26 protein-coding genes and 1 pseudogene are annotated in these 20,600 nt (G+C 68.1%); 11 read left to right on the forward strand and 16 right to left on the reverse strand.

Translation table 11 applies throughout. The features are described 5' to 3' along the window. Positions 1 to 348 precede the first annotated feature (348 nt). The 4 genes from ABZ893_RS35185 (at position 349) to ABZ893_RS35200 (ending at position 2,860) form a co-directional block, all read left to right on the forward strand. On the forward strand, positions 349 to 987 hold the full coding sequence (locus tag ABZ893_RS35185; RefSeq protein WP_361412262.1) for a hypothetical protein: 639 nt from the start codon (positions 349 to 351) through the stop codon (positions 985 to 987). Positions 988 to 1,277: 290 nt separating this feature from the next. Beyond that, on the forward strand, positions 1,278 to 2,177 hold the full coding sequence (locus tag ABZ893_RS35190; protein ID WP_361412264.1) for a replication initiation protein: 900 nt from the start codon (positions 1,278 to 1,280) through the stop codon (positions 2,175 to 2,177). Next, positions 2,174 to 2,485, forward strand: coding sequence for a hypothetical protein (locus ABZ893_RS35195; RefSeq protein ID WP_361412266.1), 312 nt, complete (start codon positions 2,174 to 2,176; stop codon positions 2,483 to 2,485). Before ABZ893_RS35190 ends, ABZ893_RS35195 begins: the two co-directional genes overlap by 4 nt. A gap of 63 nt (positions 2,486 to 2,548) precedes the next feature. After that, positions 2,549 to 2,860 (forward strand): hypothetical protein, encoded by a 312-nt coding sequence (locus tag ABZ893_RS35200; protein WP_361412268.1) that lies wholly within the window; start codon positions 2,549 to 2,551, stop codon positions 2,858 to 2,860. A 13-nt stretch (positions 2,861 to 2,873) separates the two neighbouring features. Here ABZ893_RS35200 and ABZ893_RS35205 read toward each other — a convergent pair whose 3' ends face one another. Continuing rightward, positions 2,874 to 3,161, reverse strand: coding sequence for a hypothetical protein (locus ABZ893_RS35205; protein WP_361412270.1), 288 nt, complete (start codon positions 3,159 to 3,161; stop codon positions 2,874 to 2,876). 195 nt (positions 3,162 to 3,356) lie between these two features. Here ABZ893_RS35205 and ABZ893_RS35210 point away from each other — a divergent pair, with 195 nt between their 5' ends. Continuing rightward, positions 3,357 to 3,710, forward strand: a complete 354-nt coding sequence (locus ABZ893_RS35210; RefSeq protein ID WP_361412272.1) for a hypothetical protein — start codon at positions 3,357 to 3,359, stop codon at positions 3,708 to 3,710. Positions 3,711 to 3,755: 45 nt separating this feature from the next. Here the strand turns inward: ABZ893_RS35210 and ABZ893_RS35215 are convergent, their stop codons facing one another. The 10 genes from ABZ893_RS35215 to ABZ893_RS35260 form a co-directional block, all read right to left on the reverse strand. Then, positions 3,756 to 4,037 (reverse strand): hypothetical protein, encoded by a 282-nt coding sequence (locus ABZ893_RS35215; protein ID WP_361412274.1) that lies wholly within the window; start codon positions 4,035 to 4,037, stop codon positions 3,756 to 3,758. 15 nt (positions 4,038 to 4,052) lie between these two features. Then, positions 4,053 to 4,367, reverse strand: a complete 315-nt coding sequence (locus ABZ893_RS35220; protein WP_361412276.1) for a hypothetical protein — start codon at positions 4,365 to 4,367, stop codon at positions 4,053 to 4,055. After that, entirely contained in the window at positions 4,364 to 4,561 is a 198-nt protein-coding gene (locus ABZ893_RS35225; RefSeq protein ID WP_361412278.1) for a DUF1778 domain-containing protein, read from the reverse strand. The genes ABZ893_RS35220 and ABZ893_RS35225 overlap by 4 nt, the downstream gene beginning before the upstream one ends. Before the next feature lie 116 nt (positions 4,562 to 4,677). Further along, positions 4,678 to 5,202, reverse strand: coding sequence for a hypothetical protein (locus ABZ893_RS35230; RefSeq protein ID WP_361412280.1), 525 nt, complete (start codon positions 5,200 to 5,202; stop codon positions 4,678 to 4,680). Positions 5,203 to 5,301: 99 nt separating this feature from the next. Beyond that, positions 5,302 to 5,898, reverse strand: coding sequence for a hypothetical protein (locus ABZ893_RS35235; RefSeq protein ID WP_361412282.1), 597 nt, complete (start codon positions 5,896 to 5,898; stop codon positions 5,302 to 5,304). A gap of 2 nt (positions 5,899 to 5,900) precedes the next feature. Beyond that, positions 5,901 to 7,508, reverse strand: coding sequence for an acyltransferase (locus tag ABZ893_RS35240; protein ID WP_361412284.1), 1,608 nt, complete (start codon positions 7,506 to 7,508; stop codon positions 5,901 to 5,903). 147 nt (positions 7,509 to 7,655) lie between these two features. Beyond that, positions 7,656 to 8,129 (reverse strand): hypothetical protein, encoded by a 474-nt coding sequence (locus tag ABZ893_RS35245; protein WP_361412286.1) that lies wholly within the window; start codon positions 8,127 to 8,129, stop codon positions 7,656 to 7,658. 118 nt (positions 8,130 to 8,247) lie between these two features. Next, positions 8,248 to 8,472, reverse strand: coding sequence for a hypothetical protein (locus ABZ893_RS35250; RefSeq protein WP_361412288.1), 225 nt, complete (start codon positions 8,470 to 8,472; stop codon positions 8,248 to 8,250). Between the two features lie 406 nt (positions 8,473 to 8,878). Next, positions 8,879 to 9,328, reverse strand: a complete 450-nt coding sequence (locus tag ABZ893_RS35255; protein ID WP_361412290.1) for an ATP-binding protein — start codon at positions 9,326 to 9,328, stop codon at positions 8,879 to 8,881. After that, positions 9,325 to 9,591, reverse strand: coding sequence for a hypothetical protein (locus ABZ893_RS35260; protein ID WP_361412292.1), 267 nt, complete (start codon positions 9,589 to 9,591; stop codon positions 9,325 to 9,327). The genes ABZ893_RS35255 and ABZ893_RS35260 overlap by 4 nt, the downstream gene beginning before the upstream one ends. A gap of 187 nt (positions 9,592 to 9,778) precedes the next feature. On the opposite strand from ABZ893_RS35260, the gene ABZ893_RS35265 reads away from it, so the two are divergent. From ABZ893_RS35265 to ABZ893_RS35275, 3 genes are all read left to right on the forward strand, one after another. Further along, positions 9,779 to 10,969: a helix-turn-helix transcriptional regulator gene (locus ABZ893_RS35265; RefSeq protein WP_361412294.1), complete on the forward strand. Its 1,191-nt coding sequence runs from the start codon at positions 9,779 to 9,781 to the stop codon at positions 10,967 to 10,969. A gap of 122 nt (positions 10,970 to 11,091) precedes the next feature. Then, positions 11,092 to 11,751, forward strand: coding sequence for a ParA family protein (locus tag ABZ893_RS35270; protein WP_361412296.1), 660 nt, complete (start codon positions 11,092 to 11,094; stop codon positions 11,749 to 11,751). After that, entirely contained in the window at positions 11,751 to 12,923 is a 1,173-nt protein-coding gene (locus tag ABZ893_RS35275) for a ParB/RepB/Spo0J family partition protein (RefSeq protein WP_361412298.1), read from the forward strand. The genes ABZ893_RS35270 and ABZ893_RS35275 overlap by 1 nt, the downstream gene beginning before the upstream one ends. A gap of 109 nt (positions 12,924 to 13,032) precedes the next feature. Here the strand turns inward: ABZ893_RS35275 and dnaB are convergent. From dnaB to ABZ893_RS35300, 5 genes and pseudogenes are all read right to left on the reverse strand, one after another. Further along, positions 13,033 to 14,352, reverse strand: a pseudogene (dnaB, locus tag ABZ893_RS35280) (replicative DNA helicase); the annotation flags it as partial. Between the two features lie 140 nt (positions 14,353 to 14,492). Next, positions 14,493 to 15,179: a hypothetical protein gene (locus tag ABZ893_RS35285; protein WP_361412300.1), complete on the reverse strand. Its 687-nt coding sequence runs from the start codon at positions 15,177 to 15,179 to the stop codon at positions 14,493 to 14,495. Between the two features lie 952 nt (positions 15,180 to 16,131). After that, positions 16,132 to 16,812 (reverse strand): dihydrofolate reductase family protein, encoded by a 681-nt coding sequence (locus ABZ893_RS35290; RefSeq protein ID WP_361412302.1) that lies wholly within the window; start codon positions 16,810 to 16,812, stop codon positions 16,132 to 16,134. 22 nt (positions 16,813 to 16,834) lie between these two features. Continuing rightward, complete coding sequence (locus tag ABZ893_RS35295; RefSeq protein WP_361412304.1) at positions 16,835 to 18,259, reverse strand: helix-turn-helix transcriptional regulator; 1,425 nt, start codon at positions 18,257 to 18,259, stop codon at positions 16,835 to 16,837. A gap of 144 nt (positions 18,260 to 18,403) precedes the next feature. Beyond that, complete coding sequence (locus ABZ893_RS35300) at positions 18,404 to 18,736, reverse strand: GntR family transcriptional regulator (protein ID WP_361412306.1); 333 nt, start codon at positions 18,734 to 18,736, stop codon at positions 18,404 to 18,406. A gap of 416 nt (positions 18,737 to 19,152) precedes the next feature. Between ABZ893_RS35300 and ABZ893_RS35305 the strand changes: the two genes are divergently transcribed. From ABZ893_RS35305 to ABZ893_RS35315, 3 genes are all read left to right on the forward strand, one after another. Beyond that, positions 19,153 to 19,761, forward strand: coding sequence for a hypothetical protein (locus tag ABZ893_RS35305; RefSeq protein WP_361412308.1), 609 nt, complete (start codon positions 19,153 to 19,155; stop codon positions 19,759 to 19,761). Between the two features lie 30 nt (positions 19,762 to 19,791). Then, on the forward strand, positions 19,792 to 19,929 hold the full coding sequence (locus ABZ893_RS35310; RefSeq protein ID WP_361412310.1) for a hypothetical protein: 138 nt from the start codon (positions 19,792 to 19,794) through the stop codon (positions 19,927 to 19,929). Positions 19,930 to 20,153: 224 nt separating this feature from the next. Next, entirely contained in the window at positions 20,154 to 20,555 is a 402-nt protein-coding gene (locus ABZ893_RS35315) for a hypothetical protein (RefSeq protein ID WP_361412312.1), read from the forward strand. Positions 20,556 to 20,600: the final 45 nt, after the last annotated feature.

Consider the following 20,600-nt stretch of genomic DNA (forward strand, 5'->3'; position numbering starts at 1 on the left):
TCCCTCCAGCCCTGCGGGCCTCCGGTCACCAGGTCGCGCTCCCAGCGCCTCCCTCACCACTACAGAATGCAGCCAGACTGACCCCCTGTCAAGCCGCGCGGCGGAGTTGAGTGAGCGTCACGAAACGTGAGTATGCTCGGTTGCTGGCTGCGCTGAGTGGTCTATTCCACTAGTGAGCGCCTGAAGGGGTGGCTTCGAGCGGAAGGTGTTCAGTATTTGCCATAGGAAGTGAGTTGAATATCTCCTCGGATTGTGCCTGCTTATGCCGGTCAATCATCGACAGGAAAGGCGTTGCTGATTCTGTATTCGGCGCGCTCAGGAACTCTTGGAATGGCGGGAGAAAAACGCATGTGGGAATCACCGCTCAGCCGGGCTGAGGACGCCAAGCGCCGACGGGATATCGGCGCGGAGGTCGGCGCCCTGATCGAGGGGCACGGCGCGCTCACCGGTGCGCCCTGGTATCCGTCGCGGGCCGGGGACCGGCTCACGGTCACGCTGGGGGCCACCCAGCGAGCGCCGCAGTGGACGGACGCGTACGAGGTGGTCTGGGACGCCGAGCACGGGCGCGTGCTGCGGGCCCTGGGGTGTGAGGGGGCCGAGGACTCGGCGGGCGGCTGGTACGCGGGTCCGCCGGAGCTGTACGGCAGCGACCCTGTCGAGCAGCCGTGGATGGAAGCCGGCCCCGACTGGCTCACGCTCGTACGGGGCGGGCGGGTCGTGCATCAGGGGCGCCATGCGGCCGTGCCCTCCCCGGTGCCCGAGAAGCTGGCGCCGGTCGACTCGTTCGTGTTCGACGCGCTCCAGTTCATCCCCCTGCACGCCAACGGGGAGCACGTCACCGAGCGGGCGCTGAACATGTCGGTGCACGGGCAGGTGCTCTACGTGCCCGACCCCGCCGCGCGGTGGACGGCATTGAGGACGACAGCCACCGTCTCGGCGAGCGGCACCGGCGGGGCGCTACCGGGTCCTGGCCATGCGGACCGATGAGGCACACCCGGGGCCGCAGGCGAGGACGTCCGCCACGCCTGCGAAGACGCGTGTGGTGCCGTGGCCCGGTCGGGAGTGAGCTGCTGTGGGTTTCCGGCGAAGGGTGCAGAACCATCTGACTTGGTTTGTGACGCACTTTAAAGATCTGCACTCTTCGTGGAGGCCGAACACAGCGACTTCCTGGTGCAACAGGGCCGGGAGCCCCAACCATCTGACTTGGTTCGCGACGTACTTTAAAGCTTTCGGCGTGTCCGGCCCCGCTGGCGCTGTCAGCCCAGGATGATCAGCGCATGAGTGTGGAGTTGCCCGTGGTGCAGTGGGACGAGTTGTGGCTGCCGTTGCGGCCATACGCAACGAATCGACTGCAGGAGGGGATCCGGCGGGAACAGCGGCCGGTGGCGATGACGCGTCGGTACGTGGAGGCCAACCCGTCGGCGGTGAGCAACCTTCTCGTCGTGGATGTAGACCACGCGGACGCAGTGCTGCGGGCGGTGTCGTCGGTAGGGTCGCATCCGCTGCCCAACGCGGTCGTGGAGAACCCGGCAAACGGGCATGCTCATGCCGTGTGGGCCCTGTCTGAGGCGGTGACACGGACCGAGTACGCCCGGCGCAAGCCCCTGGCGTACGCCGCCGCTGTCACCGAGGGGCTGCGCAGAGCACTGGAGGGGGACGCGGCGTACTCGGGGCTGATGACGAAGAATCCTCTGCACACCGACTGGAGCACCGAGTGGCTCCACGGCGGTCTCCACACGCTTGGCAGCCTGGAGGAGGCGCTGGGCAGCCACATGCCGCCGGCGCGCTGGCGGGAGACTAAGCGTTTCCGCACCAACATCACCGGTCTGGGACGCAACTGCTCGATCTTCGAGACGGCCCGAACCTGGGCATACCGCGAGGTCCGCCACCACTTCGGCAGCCCCGACACCCTGCATACGGCCATCCACGCGGAAGTACACACCCGCAACGCCGAGTTCACCGAGCCGCTGCCGACGGGGGAGGCGCGTGCAATCGCCAACAGCATCCACCGGTGGATCACGACCCGGTCGAGGATGTGGAAGGACGGCGCTGCCGTCTACGAGGCCACCTTCGTCGCCATCCAGTCCGCCCGCGGCAAGAAGAGCGGAAAGACGCGCGCTACGCGCCGGGACGAGCGCACCACCGCCATGCTCGAGTACATGAGGGGGACGTCGTGACACAGCACCCCAGGCGTGAGCGCCGCACCGCGACGGCCCGTGAGCTTGCGGACCGGTTCGGAGTCTCCCCGCGGACGGTGATGCGCATGATCTCCGAGGAACGCGCCGCGTACGAGGGCCGGTCCCGGCAGCGTCGGGACCGGATCGTCGACCTGCACCGGCAGGGCCTGAAAGGGTACGAGATCGCGCGCGAGCTGTCCGTGACCGCCGGTCTGGTGTCCATCCGGCTCAGGGAAGCCCGCTCGGCCGGTGTCGACCTCACCCGCTACACGGCCACCGGTGAAGGAAACAGGGAAACCCGCACGTGAGTAGACACGGCGAGGAGCGCTCATGCCCGGCTAACGGCGCCTCGGGCCCCGGAGATACGAAGCGTGACGAGACGACGTGACGGTCCCGGGCGTGCTTCGGGAAGAAGTCCGTCATACGAGGTCAGCAGCCGCCTCGCCCCGTCCGCACCTGTCACCGACCGGGAGCTGGAACTCGCCGAGGTACTGATGCGCGAATTCGCGGGTGTCGAAGTCGGCCAGCTCCGGGACGAATACCGTCACGCACTTGAGCAGCTGGTCGAGGCGAAGGTGTCCGGCGGCGAGCTGGCCGCGCCGCCGGAGCCCGGGCCGTCGGTGGACTTGATGGCCGCGCTGGAGGAGTCGGTGCGAGCCGCACGCGCGCACCAAGGCGACTGAGTGGCTGGCGGGATCAGTGGCCCCGGTCCCACGGGATCGGATACGAGACGCTCGGCGTCGGCCGAGGCGCCGGGTTGTGCCACCCCGGGAACTTCACCGGGTACACGGCGGTCGGGCGAGGCCGGGGCGCCTCTTTCCCGGAGCCCTCCGCACTGCCGGCACCACTGGTGCCGGCGAAGCCGACGACCACCAGGGCGATGATGCTCAGGAGGCTCATCTCCCGCCGCGCGCCGGCCGCCCACCGCGAGTGCGCCCGGACCTTCGTGCCGTCCGCGCGTACGTACTCCTTCACGTGCACCACTGGCTGCTCCCCCGTCCAGACCCCGATGCGCCCTCGCGCACGGGACCCACCAGGAAAGCAGCTGCCACTGACAGCACGTCAGGAGCCGTTGCCCTCAAGGGCCAGATCCGGCCGCGGTCAGAGCCTCCGCGCCCGCCGCGCCTGACCTCACAGGAGACACCGGGAAGTGGCGCGTGGTCGAACTAATATCGGGCTGTGGCCACAGATTTCCCCAGCGATCTCCTCACCGCCCGGCGCGACCTCGACGCCGCGTACGCCGCCCTCGCGGCACTGTCCCGGACGCTGCCCTGGTCTGTGGAGCCTGACGCGAATGGCATCTCCCCGACCGGCCACGGCCCCCACGACATCGCGCGGCCGTCGACCACGGGCTACACGGAGCAGGAAGCCGCCGAGGTCGCTCGATTCAGGGCGGATGTCATGCGCCTCGCCACGCTCGTGACCGGACACGCCTACTGGAGCAGCCTTTCCGGCCCAGAGCTGGTCGAGGCTCGCATGGGCCTGATCAGCGCTGCGAAGGTGCCTGCCAGGCTGCCCGACGTCGCGGCATAGGCCCGTGCTCTGGTCGGAGTACTGCTGCTGTTGCGAGTTGTTGTCTCACCAGCCGGTGGGCGGCATCGGGTCGCCTGCTTTGTAGGCGGCGCAGCGGGTGCAGGTCGGCTTCCGGCAGGTTTCTTCGTCGGCGTTGCGGCGGTACTCGGTGCAGTGGCGGGCTTCCCAGCGGTAGGGGACGGCGTCCGCGGCGGCCTGCGCGGCTCGGCGGGCGTCCTCCAGGGCGAGGGGGTCATTGGGGGTGTCGAGCAGCTTCAGGGCCCGGTGCAGTGCCTCGCGGGCGGCCTGGACGTCGGGGGTGCGGCGGGTCGGGGGAAGAAGGGGCACGGTGCGGCTCCGGTGTCAGAGGTCGAGGACGGCGCGCAGTGCTGCGTCCACGCGGGTCATTACGGCAGGGGCTACCGCGCCTCGGAGGGTGGCATCGGTGAAGCGCGTCGAGCGGAGTTGCTGGAGGTTGACGGCGACGGCGGTGGACGGGACCGGGGTGTCGATGACGACCGACATCGCCGTATCGGGGTAGCGGCCCGGGGGGTGCAGCACGATCGCGAGGACGGCTCCGTACGCCTCGTCCAGGCCGGTCAGGGAGACCACCAGGACGTCACGGCCATCGGGTGCGGGCAGGGTCCAGATCTCGCCGCGCTTGAGCTCTGACGTCACAGGGCGTCGCCCTCGCCGGCCAGGTCCTGGCCCAGGCCGAGCGCGGCGAGCTGGTGGCCGGCGTCGAGGGTCGCGGCGCGGCGCGCGGCGCGGACGATGTAGGCGTTCACGCTCAGGCCGGCCGCCTTCGCGGCCTGACGGATCGAGGGGGCGATCTCGTCGGGGACTCGGAGCGTCATCGGGGTAATCGACATGACACCAGACTAGACACCAAATGTGGTGTCGTCAGGCGGTGTCGCAGATCGAGTCGGCAAGGCTTGCGCTCTGGTAACGGCGACGGCCGACAGCGGGGTACGGCGATCCGGCCGCTCTACTCCTCTTCCGGCTCCGCGTCGCCGATGGCCACGCGCAGATCGTGCATGTACCGCTGGACGTCGGTCACGGCGACCTCGGCACGGCCAAGGGCCTGACGGACGCCGGCCACGTCACCCTCGCGGAACCGAAGGTTGGCGGCGAACGTGTCCGACGCGGCCACGATGGCCGCTGACGCGGCCGACTGGCCTGGCAGCGTTTCGTCCTCGTCGAGCCCCAGGAGCTGCACCCCGGTGCGGTAGAGCCGGTTGACCAGCACGTTGGTCGACACCCCAGAGTCCGGGCTCACCACCTCCGTCCAGCCGAGCAGCACTTCGCCCTCGTCCTCGTCAAAGCCCAACCGGGTCGCCGCGGTGGTCTCCGACTCCACCGTGGCCAGGAGGCACCCGAGCAACCGCAGGCGGTCCTCGTCCTGCGGGCCCTCGGGCCGCGTCTCCGGGTCGAACAGCGGCTCCGCCCCCAACGCCACCAAGGCCCGGTAGACCTGGTCTGTGCTCACCGGGTGAGGGCTGCTGATGCTCATATCCCCAGCATCACCACACCGCCGTGCCGCGCCAACCAGGGCACGCCGATGCCCCCGCTTCCTGGCCTGTGACCAGGAGGCGGGGGCATCGGTGGGGTGTCAGGCGCTGATGCCGACGGAGGACACGTACGCGTAGGCGGCGTAGTCGCTGTCGAGGTCGGTGATGATGTCCTCCCAGATCTCATCCAGCGTGCTCTCGTCCTGGGCGGCCCAGGCGTCGACCAGGTCGGCCCACACGTACCGTACGACGATCGAGCGCTCCGAGACGTTGGCACGGGAGAAGCTTTCGGGGACGGCGGCCTGGTCGACGGGGTAGATCTCCATCCGCCGGCCCTGGCCGTCGTTGTCCAAGTGGCGCTTGAGCCAGCCGGAACGGATCAGGTTCTCCCGGCGGCGCGTCCAGTACGCGGAGTCGAGCCGGTCCAGGTTCGCTTTCGAGGGGCGGGACTTGCCCTTGAACCACGCCTTCATGGCGCGGTCACTGACGCCCTGCGCGCGCAGGGCCTCGCGGCCGGCCTTGCTGTCGAGGTAGCGCAGACGGGCATTCTGCCCGCGCTTCGAGCCGATAGGGGAAGCGATACCGGAGCTGTAGACGATCCGGTTCAGCTCCAGAATCAGAGCTTCGGCGCCCTTCATTCCGCGGGCGTTGTATTTCTGCCAGACGCCCCAGCGTGCCCACAGGCCCTCTGACCCCATTACTACTTACCCCCGAGCGTATAGGTGTTCTTCGCCTTCACCTGATTCAGGTCTCGGCCCTCCGGGAAAACCGGCCGCCAATCCCCGGCTACGTGCAATTCGTCGGTGCCCGACATCTGCACCACGGTCAATCCAGCGCCGTGGGCCTTGTACGCCTTGCGCCACAGGTTCGTGAACGCCTTCGAGCGGATAATGTGCATCCAGTCCGGGCGGCGAATTTCCGTGTTGGTACTGGATTCACCGATCGTGGACACGAACTTAGAATACATGGACTTCACGTACTCGACGGCGATTTCGTCACCTTCCTCGATAGCGGTTTTCCGCGATTCCGCGAGAGCGCGACGCAGCTTTTCGAGAAGGCTTTCCGTGCCGCCGGACAGCAGCGCTTTGTGGATGACGGGCTCCTCGCACAGGCCCCACTTCGCGCAGTCGAGCAGCAGGCGCACCAGGGAGTCAGGGACCCAGACGGGGCCGGGCTCCTTGCGGTTGCCGACCGGGTTGGGCAGGCCGTCGTGGTCCCACGCGGGCGGGGTGATCTGGTAGACGCCGGACCGCTTCGGATCGTGCATCCCGCTGGTATCTTCCACTAGCTTTCCGACCGGGAGCCAGCACTTGAACGCGGACAGATAGGCCGCATTCATGTCCAGGGCCGTAACCTCGATGGGTTCACCCTTCTTGGCCGCGTCGAAAGCGGGCTGGTTCCGCCACTTCGGACGCCCCTCCCAAATCTCGTCGGCGCCTTTCTGTGACTTCTTACGCAGAACATCGACGGTCGGCGGGAATTTCGAGTGCGCGTAGCGTCCACCAACCCTGGAGCGCTCGAACAGCGCCATGACGTCCGGGATCGCGGTCTTGATGAGCGCGGCCTGTGCCGCCTCCATGTCGCCCTGAGACCACGCCAGGACGTCCCGCACCCGGGACTCGATCTGATCGACGAGCGTCTCGGAGGCGTAGCCGGGAGCACGGCTCGCGGTGGCCGGCGCCTGGTCCATCGCGGTCGATACCGGGGCGGGGGCAGTCTCCTCGGACGATGCGGCGGCGGAGGCCGCGGTGGAGTCGACGGGCACCGACTCGTGCACCTCTGGAGCCGGTTGGACGTCCTCGGGTGCCGCCGGGGCGGGAGCTGCGGGCGCGGGGACGGCCTCGGGCGCGTGGTCCTGGTCGACGTCGTCGACGAGCGGCTCGGCCTCATCCAGGGCCTCGGCGCACTCCTCACTCGTCAAGTGCTGCCAGATTCCCTCCACTTCATCCGTGGCAGGCTGCCCGCACAGCACACACGGCCCGCTCAGGGCCTCACTGCGCGGCACCGACACAACCGCCGGAGCGGGGGCCGTGAGGGGTGCAGCGAGCGGAAGAGAGCCCTGGGCGCCATCGGCGAGCGCCGTCACGGCGTGGGTGGGGCCGGCCAGGAGATCGAGCACCCCGAAGCCGTAGTGCGCGGCCAGAAGATCGACATCCTGCAAGGTCCAGTGCTGCTTGCCGCCTTGCTTGCGCGATACCTGCGCCTGAGCCTGCCCGAGCGCTGCCGCGAGATCTTCCTGTCGCTCACCGGTCCGGCTCATCAGTGCCGACACCGTCAGCCGCAGCAGGTCTTCCGTACTCAGCGTCATAGATAACAACCTAGCACCTTTCATACTGTTTCCGTATGCACAATGCGAGTTCTGTTCGCTGAGACTTGGTGGCGAACGCGGCAGGCTCCTGGCGTTCGAGGCCGGACCGCGTTCAGCGCGGTCCGGCCTCGTGCGTGCAGGAGCGCCTCAGTGCCCGCTTGACGGGATGACGTGCGCTTCGGCGACCTGTGGGGGCTCGGGAGTGAAGGCGACCGTTCCGCCCATGTGGGTGATCGCGCGAGCCTGCCCCACCAGAGCGTTGAACCTGTTGTTGAGCTGCCGCGCGTCAGAGAGAAACCCGCCACTCGCCCAGCGCCGCTCCATCACCGCGATGGCGTCCGCGAGCCACTCGATCTCGTGGAGATACAGGGGGAGGCGGGCGCGCTGCGGGTCGGGTTGGACGACCGAGGCGGCGCCGGCGCGCTGATAGAGCGTCGCGACGACGTTGCGAACGGTGATCAGTTCCGGCCCGTAGTACGCGGGGCTCTCCCCCCAGCAGCGACGCAGCCGGTCCGCTTCGAGCAGCGCCTTTTCCAGCGCGGCGAGTTCACCGAGGTTGATCGCGATGACTTCCGGAGCGGCCGCGCTCGGGGCCGGGGCTGCCGGATTCCTGCGGAACATGAGTCCTCCTGAGTCGTCGCCGGGGCGCTGCTGCTCCACCCCAGTCGCCGGCGAACCCGACGACGACTCAACATTGCCTCATAGTGAGGCAATGTTCAAGAGGCTCACTCGCGGCACTTCACTGCGCCTTCAGGTCGGTGCGGGCGCCGCGGCCGGGCCGGGACGCTCGCGCCGCGAGGACATCCTCTCGGCGATAGATGGAGGCACCACCACGCCCGGGCTCACGGCCCACGGCACGTACGCCCCACCGCGACAGCGTCCTACGGGCGGAGTCGGTGGACGCGGCTCCGATGTACTCGGCCACCTCCGCGATCGTCCACGTGGTCGGCTCAGACTCGGACACGAACAGGTCTCCCTTCAGGTGGGGCGGCTCCCCGTCGGGCAGCCGCCCCACCACCTTGCTTCATTACGAGGCAAAGTGAAAGAGCAACCGACAGTAGGCCAGCCAGGCTGACCGCTTGTGGCCGTTCGAAGAGCACCTCAGATTCGTACAGCAAGTGGACTGTCAGGAAGGTCAACTCCTGACGGGCCACGGGACCGCAGGCCCGCTACGGGGGTACGGGCCTGCGGCATCTAGAGGCCGGCCGCGACTCGTTCAGCTCGTGTCCGAGTCACCGTGAGGCGCGTCGGATCGGTGGCCGGCCAGGGTTCACGTCCGGCTGCACGGAGCCAGGGAACGCCGCCTCGGATGTCCGTCACCACAGCGAGGATCTCGCCGTCTGTCACTTCGTCACCGACGCTTGGGCTACTCATACCAAGTCCGCCTTCGCTGCTGCCAGTCGTGCCCACACGCGCTTGCCCCAGTGTCGCGGCCCGACGCCTAAGAGGTCATACCCCCATTGCTCCGTGAGCACGTCCACCATGAGCAGCCCTCGGCCGGTGACGTCCTCGATGCCCGCCACCTTCAGGTGCGGTAGAACGCCTGGCGAGCGGTCGACGACGGCGAGATACACCCGGTCCTCGGCGGGGCGGTCGATGATGAGCCGAACGGCGCCAAGGCGAGCGTGTCGGACCGCGTTGGTGACCAGTTCGGACATGACCAGCTCGGCGGCCTCGGTCGCATCGTCCAGTCCCCAGGTGGCCAGGGAAACCCGGACCAGGCGCCGGGCCTCGGCCACGGTCTCCGGCTCGCGGGCCATCGTCACGTTGTAGCCGGGGTGTCCGATCCTGCGGGGGTGTACTGCGGGCACGGGACTCATCGCCGCCCCTCGATCCACAGGCCGCGCGGGGCCACGCGGAGCGTGCGACGCCGTACGAGGCGCTGCGCCTGGAGGCGCCTCTCGTGGGCGACGAGGTACGGCCGGACGAGCCCGAGCGCCTCACCGCAAAGCGCGGGCACCGGGGCGGACGGGGCCGGCCGATGCCCACCAGGGAGCGCGCCCGAGGCACTGTGGCGTCCGGCGGCGGAGGGCAGAAGCCTCCGCAGTACCCGCTTCCATCGGCGGGCGCTAGCGTGGGTCATGTCGTCAACTCCAACCAGTTGATGGCCACGCCCCCGGGCCGTATACGGCGGCCGCGGGGGTCCTTCATTCAGTCAACGCCCCAGCAGCTCCCGCGACTTGCACAGATCTTGCACAACGGTGTGCGGGCACCCGTCGGGCCTGTGACCATGGCAGTACGGCCGTGCCTCCCAGAGAGACCTGATCATCATGGGCACCACCATCGATCCCGCGCCGGGCGAGCACGTAGCGATGCTCCGGAAAGCACGCGGATGGACTCAGACACAGCTATCGGACCGCGCGTCCGTCTCGACGTCTCTGCTGAGCAAGATCGAGGTGGGGAACCGGGCGCTGACCCCCGAGGTCGCAGCGAGCTTGGGCCGCGCCTTCGGTATGAGCATGGCCGAAGTTCTCGGCCGCGCCTCGGTCGCGGCCAACGACGAGCAGCTCCTCGCAGAGCTCCGGGCCGCGATGCGCGACTACGACATGCCCGAGGACCAGGCCGCGCCCGAGGACCGCATCGCGGCCGACCTCCGGACGGCGGACGGGTACCGGGACGCCGTGGACGTCGCCGCACTCATCACGCTGCTCCCCGGCCTCCTGCGCGACGCCACGACGTACGCGCACACCGCCAACTCGGGCGCGGCCTGGTCAACGCTTGCGGACGTCTACAGCACGGTCTACTGGCTCGCCGCGCGGCACCGCTGGATGGACATGGCCGAACTTGCTGTCACCAGGCAGAGGTGGGCCGTCGAGCAGCAGCCCAACCCCGTCGCCGAGGCGTTCGCCGCCCGCGACCGCGCCGGAACGTACCTGAATTTCGGGGCGGTCGAGCGCGGCCTGGTCGTCGTCGACCGAGCGATCGTCGCCGTACAGTCGGCCCCGCTCGGCACCACCGACCGTGATCTAGCCATGGGCATCCTGAACTTGCGCGGGATGACGCTCGCCGGCCGACTCCAGGACAAGAAGGAGGCCAAACGCGAGGCCCAGCGACACATCGACTCGGCCCAGCGGGCGGCCAGTTCATTCCCTGCCGGCGACATCGACGCCCACGGTCTCACCTTCGGCCCGCAGAACACCTTGACGCACGTCCTCGCGACGAACGTCGACCTCGGCCAGCCTCAGGCCGCGCTCGCGCTCACGGACAACCTGGACCAGGCGCTCACCGGCCTGCCGCCGACCCGCGTCGCACCGACACGGATCAACGCCGCACGCGCCCAACTCGACCTCGGCGATCGCGACGGCGCACTCGAAAACCTCAGCCTCGCGTTCGACGCCGCACCGCAGATGGCACGCATCCACCCGATGGGCAGGGAGGTACTGCGCGTCCTGTCATCGCTGCACCGGCGATCCAACCCCGAGTTGGTGCGGCTCTCCCGACTCTCCGGGATCCGCCTCTGACCTGAATGGTTACGGCAGTCGTTTCGGGCGCGGCGGCCGCAACTCCCCCAGGTGCTGGCCCGTCTGACAGGATGCTCCGTGCCCGCAGTACCGGAAATCACGGGAAGCATACGGAGCATCAAATGAGTGCTGCTGTCTACGTTGTATCCATCGACCCACAGGCCTCCACGGTCTGGTGGGCGAACAGGATCAGCGACCTACCCTTCGACTTCTCTCAGGAGCACGAGACTCCCGAGAACCTGAAGATCCTCAAGGACACCGGGGCCAAGGTCCACGTCATCGCCAACCAGAAGGGCGGCGTCGGCAAGACCACGACCACTCTCAACCTCGCGGCCGTCGTTGCTGACTCAATGAAGAACTCAGACCAGCTTCAGCACGTGTTCATCGACACCCCCGGCAGCCTCCAGGACGAGAACCTCCTTATGGAGGCCCTCAAGTACGCCCACGACGTCATCGTTCCCCTCCCGCCGGAGGGCCTGGCCTTCGACCCGACCGCCCGCACCATCCAGCAGATCATCGAACCCACCGGGCTCCCCTACCACGTCCTCATCAACAACTGGGACCCCCGCGATGGAAAGGCCGACCTCAAGGAAACCCGCGAGTACGTGCAGGCCCAGGGCTGGCCCCTCCTCGAGTCGGTAATAAGGCGTTACAAGGTCCACACACGGGCCTCGGTCGAAGGGCGCGTCGTCACGCAGTACGACGAGAACCGCCCCGCCTACAAGGCGCGTGAGGACTTCTACCGGCTGGCCATCGAGCTCGGTTACGGCGGAGGCAAGTGATGGGACTGGGACGTCGCACCAGTCTCGCCTCGCTTACGGGCAAGGCCGATGACGTTCCAGGCCGCAGCGACCCGCTGCTGCTGACACTGCCGCTGGAGAAACTGCACTGCACTCGCTTCAACCCGCGCCGGAACTTCGGCACCGATGAGGAGCTCTGCGAGTTCGGACAGAAGCTCGACAAGAAGCAACTGCAGCCGGCCGTCGTCGTCTCCCGGGCCGCGTACCTGAAGCTGTGGCCGGATGAGGCAACGAACGTCGGCAAGGCCGTGTATGTCATCGCCAACGGTGAGCGTCGCTACAGGGCCTCTCTCCTGGTCGGCCGTAATCTCGAGGTCGTCCACCGCGAGGACGTCGCCGCGTCGAGGGCCGACTTCCTCGACGCCGTGCAGTCGGAGAACAACGACCGCCAGGACCTCGACCCCATCGAGCGGGCCATCGCCGTCGACACGATGGTCAACGAACTTGGGGGATCGCAGGCGGTCGCCGACTACTACGGCAAGACGAAGGCGTGGGTGAGCCAGCAGCGCAAGCTCCTGAAGCTCACTCCTGAGCTCCAGGAACTTGTCAGCGCGGGCGAGATGCCGGTCCGGGTGGCCCGGGACATTGCCGGGCGTCCAGAGGAGGAACAGGCCGATGCGTGGCGGGCCGAGCTACAGCGACGCGAAGAACCTAAGCCCACTCGGCTGAAGCGCGAGGTGGTAACCGCGGTTAACGCCCCAGCTTCGACGCCTGCGGCCCCTGGGGGACAGGCGTTCGCTCCCGCCCAGGTGGTAACCGCGGTTAACGGCACTCCGGCCGAAGACCCGGGGCCGACAGCGCCCGCCCCGGCGGCTCCGGTGGTAACCGCGGTTAACGATGCGCCCCCGGCTACACAGTCGCCAGCACCTGCACCCGAGGGCCAGGCGCCGACTTCGGACGGCGCCCCGGTCCCACGGGCCCATGACCGGGCTCAGGAACCTTCAGAGCCCGGCGCACCGAGGCCGCGGTCCTCGCCGCCAACGATTCCGTACGACAACCCTCCATATATCAACAAGCACTTCGGGCTGATGATGAAGGATCCGCACTTCTATGAGCTGATCCTGCTGATGTTGAAGCAGGGGCAGTCCAAAGACCCGGATCAGCTCCGTAAGGTCCTGGAGACGTTCATGGCTAGCGCCAACGGCAAGGCCTGAACCGCACTACCTCGGCCCCGCTCTTCCCACTGTGGTGGGGGAGCGGGGCCTTGTTGCGTTTCCGGCCCTCCGGGCGCCTGGCCCGCTTCACACGTGCAGTCAAGGTCGGTCAGGTCTGCGCCATGTCCACGAAGCGGGAGTAGTGCCCTTGGAAAGCGACGGTGATCGTGGCGGTGGGCCCGTTGCGGTGCTTGCCCACGATCACGTCGGCCTCGCCGGCGCGGGGGGATTCCTTCTCATAGGCGTCCTCGCGGTGGATCAGGATGACCATGTCCGCGTCCTGCTCGATGGCGCCAGACTCGCGAAGGTCGGACACCATGGGCTTCTTGTCCTGGCGCTGCTCGGGGCCGCGGTTGAGCTGCGCGACGACGACGACGGGGATGCCCAACTCCTTCGCCATGAGCTTGAGCTGACGGCTCATGTCGGACACTTCTTGCTGCCGGGACTCCGGGCGGCGCCCGCCGTGCTGGAGCAGTTGCAGGTAGTCGACCACGACCAAGTCGAGGCCGTGGCGCTGCTGGAGGCGTCGGGCCTGGGCCTTGATCTGCAGGATGGTCTGATTCGGCTCGTCGAAGATGTGAATGGGTGCCGCCTCGACGGCGGTCATGCGGTTGCCGAGTCGCACCCAGTCGTCTTCGGTCAGGTCGCCGTTGCGCAGATGGTGCAGGGCCACGCGGGCCTCGGCGGAGTAGATGCGCTCCTGGACTTCGTCGCCGCTCATTTCCAGGGTGAACAGGGCGGATGTGCGGCCGTGCTTGATCGAGGCGGCCCTGATGAAGTCCACGGCGAGTGTGGACTTGCCCATGGCCGGCCGGGCGGCGACGACGATCATCTGCCCGGGGTGCAGCCCGTTCGTCAGGTTGTCGAAGTCGGTGAGGCCGGTGGGCACGCCCTTGGTGATCTCTCCCCGGGAGCGGGCTTCGATCCGGTCGAGGAAGGCGGCGGAGCGGTCGCCGAGCCTGAAGCCCGCAGACTGCTCGCGCATGGAAACGGCCGCGTTGAACACCTGGCCAGCGCGGTCGAGGGTGTCCTCAGTATCGCCTTCCTGGGCATAGGCCATGGCCGTGATCTGAGTCCCGGCGTCGAGGAGGCGGCGCAGCTTGGCTTTGTCGGCGACGATCTCGGCGTAGTACGCGGCGTTCGCGGCGGTGGGCACGGTCTGGACGAGGGTGTGCAGGTAGCTGGCTCCGCCGATGCGGCCGATGTCACCGCGCTTGGTGAGTTCGTCGGCGACGGTGATCGGGTCGACCGGCTCGCCCTGGCCCCACAGATGCAGGATCGCGGCGTGGATCGTCTCGTGGATGGGTTTGTAGAAGTCGGGGCCGTCCAGGAGCTCGACGACTTCACCGATGGCGTCCTTGGACAGCAGCTCGCCGCCGAGAACACACTGCTCTGCGTCGAGGTCGACGGGCGGTCGGCGGTCGAAAGTGCGGTGGTCCTGGTGCTCGTCGTCGAGGTGGAGTTCGGGGGCGTCTACTGTGGTCACAGGGCACTCCTGAAGGTTGAAGCGTGGATGGGGTGCCGACGGGCCGCCCCCGGCATGGGGCGGCCCGCCGCGTTGTGCGGGGTCTAGAAGCCGGGGCCGTCGCTGCGGCCGCCGAGTGGCACGCCCCGGTCCGGGGTGACGCCTTGGGCCTCGGCGGCGTGGGCAGCGTCCAGGAGCGCGTTCGCCTTCTGCCGGGCGGCGTCTTCCTCGACGGCGGCGGATGCCTGGCGGGCGCCGGCGGACTTGCGGCGGGCACGGGCCTCACCGTGCGGAGTCTTCTGCACCGAGCGGCGGTCGCCGGTGCCGAGGCCGAGCTGGGCGCGGATCGCGGCTACCTGCTCCGGGGACGCGGGCAGGGCTGAGTCCCCGGTCGCGCTCGGGGTGTTCTCGCCGGACCGGCACGGCAGGCACTCGACGGCCTTGCGGTGCGGGTGGTTCGGGCACGCGTCGTCGACCGGCTTTGCCGGGGCAGCAGCAGCGGAGCCGGCCGTGCGGTGGTACGCGCCGTACCGGGGCAGGTTCTCCAGGCGCTTGGGGAGCACCCGAGGGAACGGGCCACGGATGCCGACGCTGTCCTTGGTCAACCAGGCTTCCAGCTCCGGGCCGAGAGGCCAGCCCTCTCGCTGCGCAGCGACGGCCAGCAGCGGGGCCAGCTTCCTTCGGATCTCGAGGCCGCAGGACCACTTGCCCGGCAGGTTCGCGAGAAACTCGCTGGCCTCGGAGACGTCGGCTTCGGCCACCTGGGGGTGGTCTGTGTGCGCTGTGCGCATGTCCTCCCCACCCGTAACGACCTGAGCCCCTGGGGCGGGATCCGTTTCGTGGGGGGGATGGTGGGGGGGTTTACCAACCCCCCGGGGGGGTGTGGGGGGGAGCAAGCCGGAACCCGGATTTTCCGGTTTCCGGGCCTGACCTGCGAAAACACCCTCAGAGGGAAAGCCGGTTTTTCCGGGTTCCGGAGCGGAGCCCGGAAAAACCGGGTTCCGGCTCTGACCAGGCAAAACCCGGTTTTCCCGGGTTACGGACGGGCTCTCATCTTCCGGGACCCGGTTTTCCCGGTTTTCGGCGCTGACCTGCGACAACGTCACTGTGCCCTCGGCGACGTATCGCGGGTTGTTGGCAGGGTTGCGGTACACCGAGTAGCACCATTTCGGGCGCTTCGCCGCAGGGTCGTACACAGACTCGCGGCGCAGGTGTCCTGCCCTCGTCAGACGCCGCGCGACCTTTTCGAACCGGTCGTCGCTCATCTTCCAGCCGCGAGCGCGCATGTCTGCCGCGAGCTCCTTGCCGGTCTGCTGGACGTCGGGCCCGAGGAGCAGCAGGTACGCGAGCGCGCCGATGTCCTCAGGCTGCAGCCCTGATGTCTCGACCACCGGGCGCGGGAGAACAGCCTCTTCGGGCCGTTCAACGGCTCTGGTGAACGTGGATGTGCCGGTTGTTTCGTCGGCAGGGGCCTGCTTCGGCGCCATGGATGTGCGGCCTCTCGTAGCCGCTGACCGGGTGCACAGATTGAGGGCTCGGATCGAAATCCGCCCTTGTCTGCCTTACACTCAGCAGCGAAGTGTGGGCCCCCCGGAGGCCGCTGGAGTAGGTGCGCTAACACCGTTGATCCCAGCACCGTCGGGGGGTTTCGGTTTTTCTTGTGGTCTCTCGCTGATGGGACAGCGTACGCGCGCTGTGACTGTCCGTGCGGACAGTCGTGTGACCTGCGCGAACGCCCAGTTGTCAGCCGCGTTCCTTCGGGGCGTACCGGAGCAGTACGACGTCGCCGATCGCACGGGTTTCCAGCAGCTGCATCCGGGCAGTCGACCCGCCGGGATACTCAGCGGGACCCAAGAATTTCGGGGCGTCGGCCTGGCCCACCAGGAGTGGGGCGACCGCGAGGTGGACCTCGTCGGCGAGGTTCTGGGCCATGAGCTGGGTATGGATCGAGCCGCCGCCCTCCACCATGAGTCGGTCAATGCCCCGGCGACCGAGTTCATCGAGGACCAGGCCCCAGTCGAGTTCGGCTCCGGTGCTGACGACGTCGGCGAGTCCATCGAGGGTGGCCTTCACCTGCTCGAGGGCCGCGTCCACGGTGAAGACGATCTTCTGGTCTCCGTGGTGCCAGAACTTCAGGTCGGCGCCCAGGTCTCCGGAGGCGGTCACCGTCACCTTCAACGGGTAGGCCGGCCGCCCCTCCGCGACCCGCTTGGCGCGTCGCTCCTCGGAGTTGACCAGCAGGCGCGGGTTGTCCTTCCGCATCGTGGTCGCGCCGATGAGGATCGCGTCGACCGAGGCGCGCACCTCGTCCACGCGGTCGAAGTCGTCGGCGTTGGACAACAGCAGCCGCTCGGGGCTGGTGTCATCCAGGAACCCGTCGACCGACATGGCAGCGGAGAGGATGACGTACGGACGTGTGGTCATTGGTGGTGTGATCCGTTTCTGTTCAGGATTCGTGGGCGAGTACGGCGTCGAAGCCGGCGCGGAATTCAGCGACCTCTGCCTGGTGCTGCCAGGGGATTAACGACTGGTCCAGGCGCACGAGCTCGCGGATGATCCGGCCGGATCCGGTGTCCTGTGCCACCGTCAGCGCCTGGAGGCCGACCGCAGCCGCTTCATCGGGCGCCCCTGCGCCAACGTGCGCCACAGCAGCCCGAGCCAGGTAGACCCCGCGGTCGCGGTGGTACCCATCGGGCAGCGCGTTGATGGCACTGGTGAAGATCTCCGCGGCCTCCGCGTGCCTGCCCAGTACCTCCAGGCCGTGGGCTCGGTGTACTTCGACGTACTGCTCGTTCAGCCACACACCCCAGGGAGTCGTGTCGCCAGATACGCGGTCGAGGGAGTTGAGCACGTCGTCGATCGCGCGCTCGCTGTCGGTCGATTCACCGCGCAGTGCATGGCCGTACGACTCGTATGTCCGGGCGACGGCGGCGAGTCGGCTCCGGGGGCGTGCCATGCGCTGGGCGGCCTCGGCCAGGTCGACGACGTCGACCAGGTCTCGGCTCTCGCCGGCCAACTGTGCCTTGCGGGCCATCACGTACGAGGTCAGGTCGCCGTCACCGACGGTGTGGCTCCACTGGAAGGCCCGGTCGAGCCAGAACTGCGCGCTGTCGAAATCTCCCAGATCCTGGTACAGCCAGGAGGCGAACTCGGCGTACTGCGTCTGCAGTTCCATGAGGGACCGGCGGTCGACGCCCTGGCTGTCCTGCCTCAGATCCTTGATGGTCTGGATGTGCTCAAGGGCGGCCTTGATGGCATGGCGGGGCCCGAGGAGATTGTCGTTGTCGATCAGCAGCCGCCGTGCGCGCTGAAGATGTTCGACAGGCGTGTCGCTGTACGCGGCGGCAGACCTTGCCGGCCGCCTCACCGATACAGCTTCCGCGACAGCGGGCGTCCCCACGCCCAGCGCAGCCGCTGCACCGATCCCCACCCCGCCGCGCAATAGCGCGCGTCGATCGAGCGTCACGAAAACCACCGATCCATCCCGTAGACGAGCGGGGACGAATATCCCCTCCTGGTCAGACGCTGCCTGTTGAGACGCGGCAGTGGCCAGCCCAATCGACGCTTCGGATACAAGGGGAGCCGAAACGGATACAGCGACAGGTGCGGAGACCGCCGGAACGATGCGCTCCCACAGGTCGACCAGGATGCCGCCCGCACGGAGCAGCGAGTCGACCAGCTCGACCTCCACTCGCTCCTTCGGTGGCCGGTCGCCGTTCTCCCATTTCTGCAGCTTGGAGTGCGAGATGAAGGCCTTCTCGGCCAGCCCTCGCAGAGAGAGACGGCGAGCCTTTCGCAGCTCCCGAAGCGTGTATCCGAAGCGGTGCTGGGGCGACTGCTCCGGCCTCAATACGTTCGCCTGCTGCCCCACGTGGTGCTCCCTCCATGTCTCCACTCGGTGTATCCAGCGACTGGATACACGTCCGATCTAGAACTCGCTCCCGGGCCTGGCTTACAACTTTGCTAACGAAGTTGACCCCGCCGAGGAGGGACGAACATGCGCAATAACAGGACGTCAGCTGTCGCGGTCCTTCTCAATTCGCTCAAGACGGGTGGACAGGTCTCTGACCAGTTCCTCAAGCGTCTTGAGGGCACGGGCGGTCGAGTCCTCGGCGGTCTCGCTGGCGGTCTCGGTAACGAAACTTCCGCGGCCCTGGTGGGAGTAGATCAGCCCAGCACTCCGCAGCTCGGCGAGCGCGCGTTGGACGGTGCCGGCCGCGACGCCGTACTCGTCGGCGAGTTCCCGTGTGCTCGGCAACTTCGTACCCGCGGTCAGCTGACCCGAGCGGATCTTGTCGCGAACATCTTGAATGATGCGTTGGTAGGGCTGTACTGCCTCGCTGCTCATGAGCGACATCGTAGGTCGACCCCTTCGACTTAGCTAGCTTCCTCAACTTCCTCAATGAACCGCTTGACACACCCCAGACTGTATCAGCTAAGTTAAGTGTGTCGACAAGGAGGGCGTCGGAGAAACCGCCACCCGCCCGTCACACGGAAGCCGGACCCTCGGTCCCCTTCCACCCGAAACACCGCAAGACCGCAGTAGTCGTCCGCCCTTCGGGGCAGCCGGAGTAGTCCTCAGCTCGCTGAGGACGCGAGAGCACCATCGAACTCCTCCGGGGCCTGACAGCCGCGACAACTGTGTGCACGTCGCAGCGCTGTGCGCTGTCTGTCCTACGGGACGCCGGCCTCGTGCCGTGCGGCCCGGAGGGCAGAGAGAGCATCGCGACGCGCTCCCTGCCACTCCGCCCATGAGGAGTCCAGATGACTGCTTCCACCCTTGAGCGCACCGCCCGTCCCCGCCGGAGCCGGACCCGCTCCCGCACCGTCAACGCCCGCCCGGCGCTGGCCCTCTCCACCCTCAAGCCCCACCAGTACGACCTTCGCCCCGCCTGCGCGTCGCTGGTCTGCCCCGACTGCCAGACGTGGGTGCCGATCACCGGCCTCCAGACCAAGCAGCCCAAGCTCGTGCCGCACGACACCGGCCGTGCGGGCAAGGACGCCGCCGTCCGCTGCCGCCTGGGCAGCAACCGCCTGGTCACCATCAACGTCACGGCCAGGAAGTGGGAGGAGAGCTTGACGGACGGCAACTCGGAGACCGTCCACCGCCGCCGGACCACCGTGCGTCGCAAGCCCAAGGCTGCGGTCGCCCTGGCCGTCAGCCAGATCGCCGCGAAGAAGCAGACGCCGGCGGATGACGAGCGCAGCAACGACCGGACCCTGTGGCTGCTGCGCAAGGAACAGTGGGCGGCGACCGAGCCCGCGGTCCGAGACACCGACACCCGCCGCGCACAACTGCCTGCCGGTGCCGCGCCGCTGGGAGCGCCGCCGGTGCCACTCAAGACGCTGCACCCCAAGCGCCCCGAGCACTGATCCGGATCACAAGCCGCTGAGGAGGACCTAATGGACAAGCTCGACGAGATTCTGGCCCGGGCTGCTGAGCGTGAGCGCGATTTGAAGGAGATGCACGCGACATACGAGGAGATGGACCAGGCCGAGTACGAAGAGTTCATGGACGAACTGGACGCCGGACAGAGCTGACACCCGTACGAACGACCACGGCCCCGGCCATCCCTTTGCGGGGTGGCCGGGGCCGTGGCTGCTCGTACCGCAGCCAGAAAGGCGACAGCCCCGGCGACTTGAGACCCCCGGAGCTGTCCAGGACCTGACTGGAGGACCTGATGCAGAACAGCATGACACGCACCGTGTCGCGGCCGACTTCCCCCCGCATCCCTCTGCCTCGAACGACCGCCACGACCGTGTGGGTGGCCTTCCCCAACGGATCGGTCGACCCGGTCGACACAGTCGCAGTCGAACGCGCAGTGCGTGGTGAGCGGACCGACTGGACGCTCACTCCCGCCGAAATCCAGTACGCCGCCCCGTTCATGTTCGACCTCGTGCCGTACTCGGTCGTCTGCTCGCGTCTCGGTATCTCCGCCACGAGCCTCAAGAAGCTTTTCCCCGAGGTCGGGCCGCGCTCGGAGCGCGCCGCACACTCGGGTCCGCGAGCAAAGCGGCCGGCGCAGTGCGGTACCCGCCGCGGCTATCACGCGCACAAGAGCGGCAAGGAAGTCGCCTGTGGAAGCTGCAAGTCGGCGAACGCGGCCGCCGACCGCCACTACCGCCTCCACGGCACGTACCAGGGGGCGCCGGAGGTGGCCGCATGATCACGGGACTGACCGAGGAGCAGCGTGCCGAGCTGTCCCGCAGGA

The organism is Streptomyces sp. NPDC046821, from assembly GCF_040645335.1.
Taxonomy (GTDB): Bacteria; Actinomycetota; Actinomycetes; order Streptomycetales; family Streptomycetaceae; genus Streptomyces.

What these genes read in the sequence shown, in the direction of transcription:
- ABZ893_RS35260 (WP_361412292.1), bottom strand. Translation starts at nt 9,591, where the DNA reads ATGACCCACGCTAGCGCCCGCCGATGGAAGCGGGTACTGCGGAGGCTT.
- ABZ893_RS35190 (WP_361412264.1), top strand. Translation starts at nt 1,278, where the DNA reads ATGAGTGTGGAGTTGCCCGTGGTGCAGTGGGACGAGTTGTGGCTGCCG.
- ABZ893_RS35300 (WP_361412306.1), bottom strand. Translation starts at nt 18,736, where the DNA reads ATGAGCAGCGAGGCAGTACAGCCCTACCAACGCATCATTCAAGATGTT.
- ABZ893_RS35310 (WP_361412310.1), top strand. Translation starts at nt 19,792, where the DNA reads ATGGACAAGCTCGACGAGATTCTGGCCCGGGCTGCTGAGCGTGAGCGC.
- ABZ893_RS35305 (WP_361412308.1), top strand. Translation starts at nt 19,153, where the DNA reads ATGACTGCTTCCACCCTTGAGCGCACCGCCCGTCCCCGCCGGAGCCGG.
- ABZ893_RS35270 (WP_361412296.1), top strand. Translation starts at nt 11,092, where the DNA reads ATGAGTGCTGCTGTCTACGTTGTATCCATCGACCCACAGGCCTCCACG.
- ABZ893_RS35245 (WP_361412286.1), bottom strand. Translation starts at nt 8,129, where the DNA reads ATGTTCCGCAGGAATCCGGCAGCCCCGGCCCCGAGCGCGGCCGCTCCG.
- ABZ893_RS35285 (WP_361412300.1), bottom strand. Translation starts at nt 15,179, where the DNA reads ATGCGCACAGCGCACACAGACCACCCCCAGGTGGCCGAAGCCGACGTC.
- ABZ893_RS35230 (WP_361412280.1), bottom strand. Translation starts at nt 5,202, where the DNA reads ATGAGCATCAGCAGCCCTCACCCGGTGAGCACAGACCAGGTCTACCGG.
- ABZ893_RS35235 (WP_361412282.1), bottom strand. Translation starts at nt 5,898, where the DNA reads ATGGGGTCAGAGGGCCTGTGGGCACGCTGGGGCGTCTGGCAGAAATAC.
- ABZ893_RS35255 (WP_361412290.1), bottom strand. Translation starts at nt 9,328, where the DNA reads ATGAGTCCCGTGCCCGCAGTACACCCCCGCAGGATCGGACACCCCGGC.
- ABZ893_RS35185 (WP_361412262.1), top strand. Translation starts at nt 349, where the DNA reads ATGTGGGAATCACCGCTCAGCCGGGCTGAGGACGCCAAGCGCCGACGG.
- ABZ893_RS35290 (WP_361412302.1), bottom strand. Translation starts at nt 16,812, where the DNA reads ATGACCACACGTCCGTACGTCATCCTCTCCGCTGCCATGTCGGTCGAC.
- ABZ893_RS35240 (WP_361412284.1), bottom strand. Translation starts at nt 7,508, where the DNA reads ATGACGCTGAGTACGGAAGACCTGCTGCGGCTGACGGTGTCGGCACTG.
- ABZ893_RS35265 (WP_361412294.1), top strand. Translation starts at nt 9,779, where the DNA reads ATGGGCACCACCATCGATCCCGCGCCGGGCGAGCACGTAGCGATGCTC.
- ABZ893_RS35275 (WP_361412298.1), top strand. Translation starts at nt 11,751, where the DNA reads ATGGGACTGGGACGTCGCACCAGTCTCGCCTCGCTTACGGGCAAGGCC.
- ABZ893_RS35225 (WP_361412278.1), bottom strand. Translation starts at nt 4,561, where the DNA reads ATGTCGATTACCCCGATGACGCTCCGAGTCCCCGACGAGATCGCCCCC.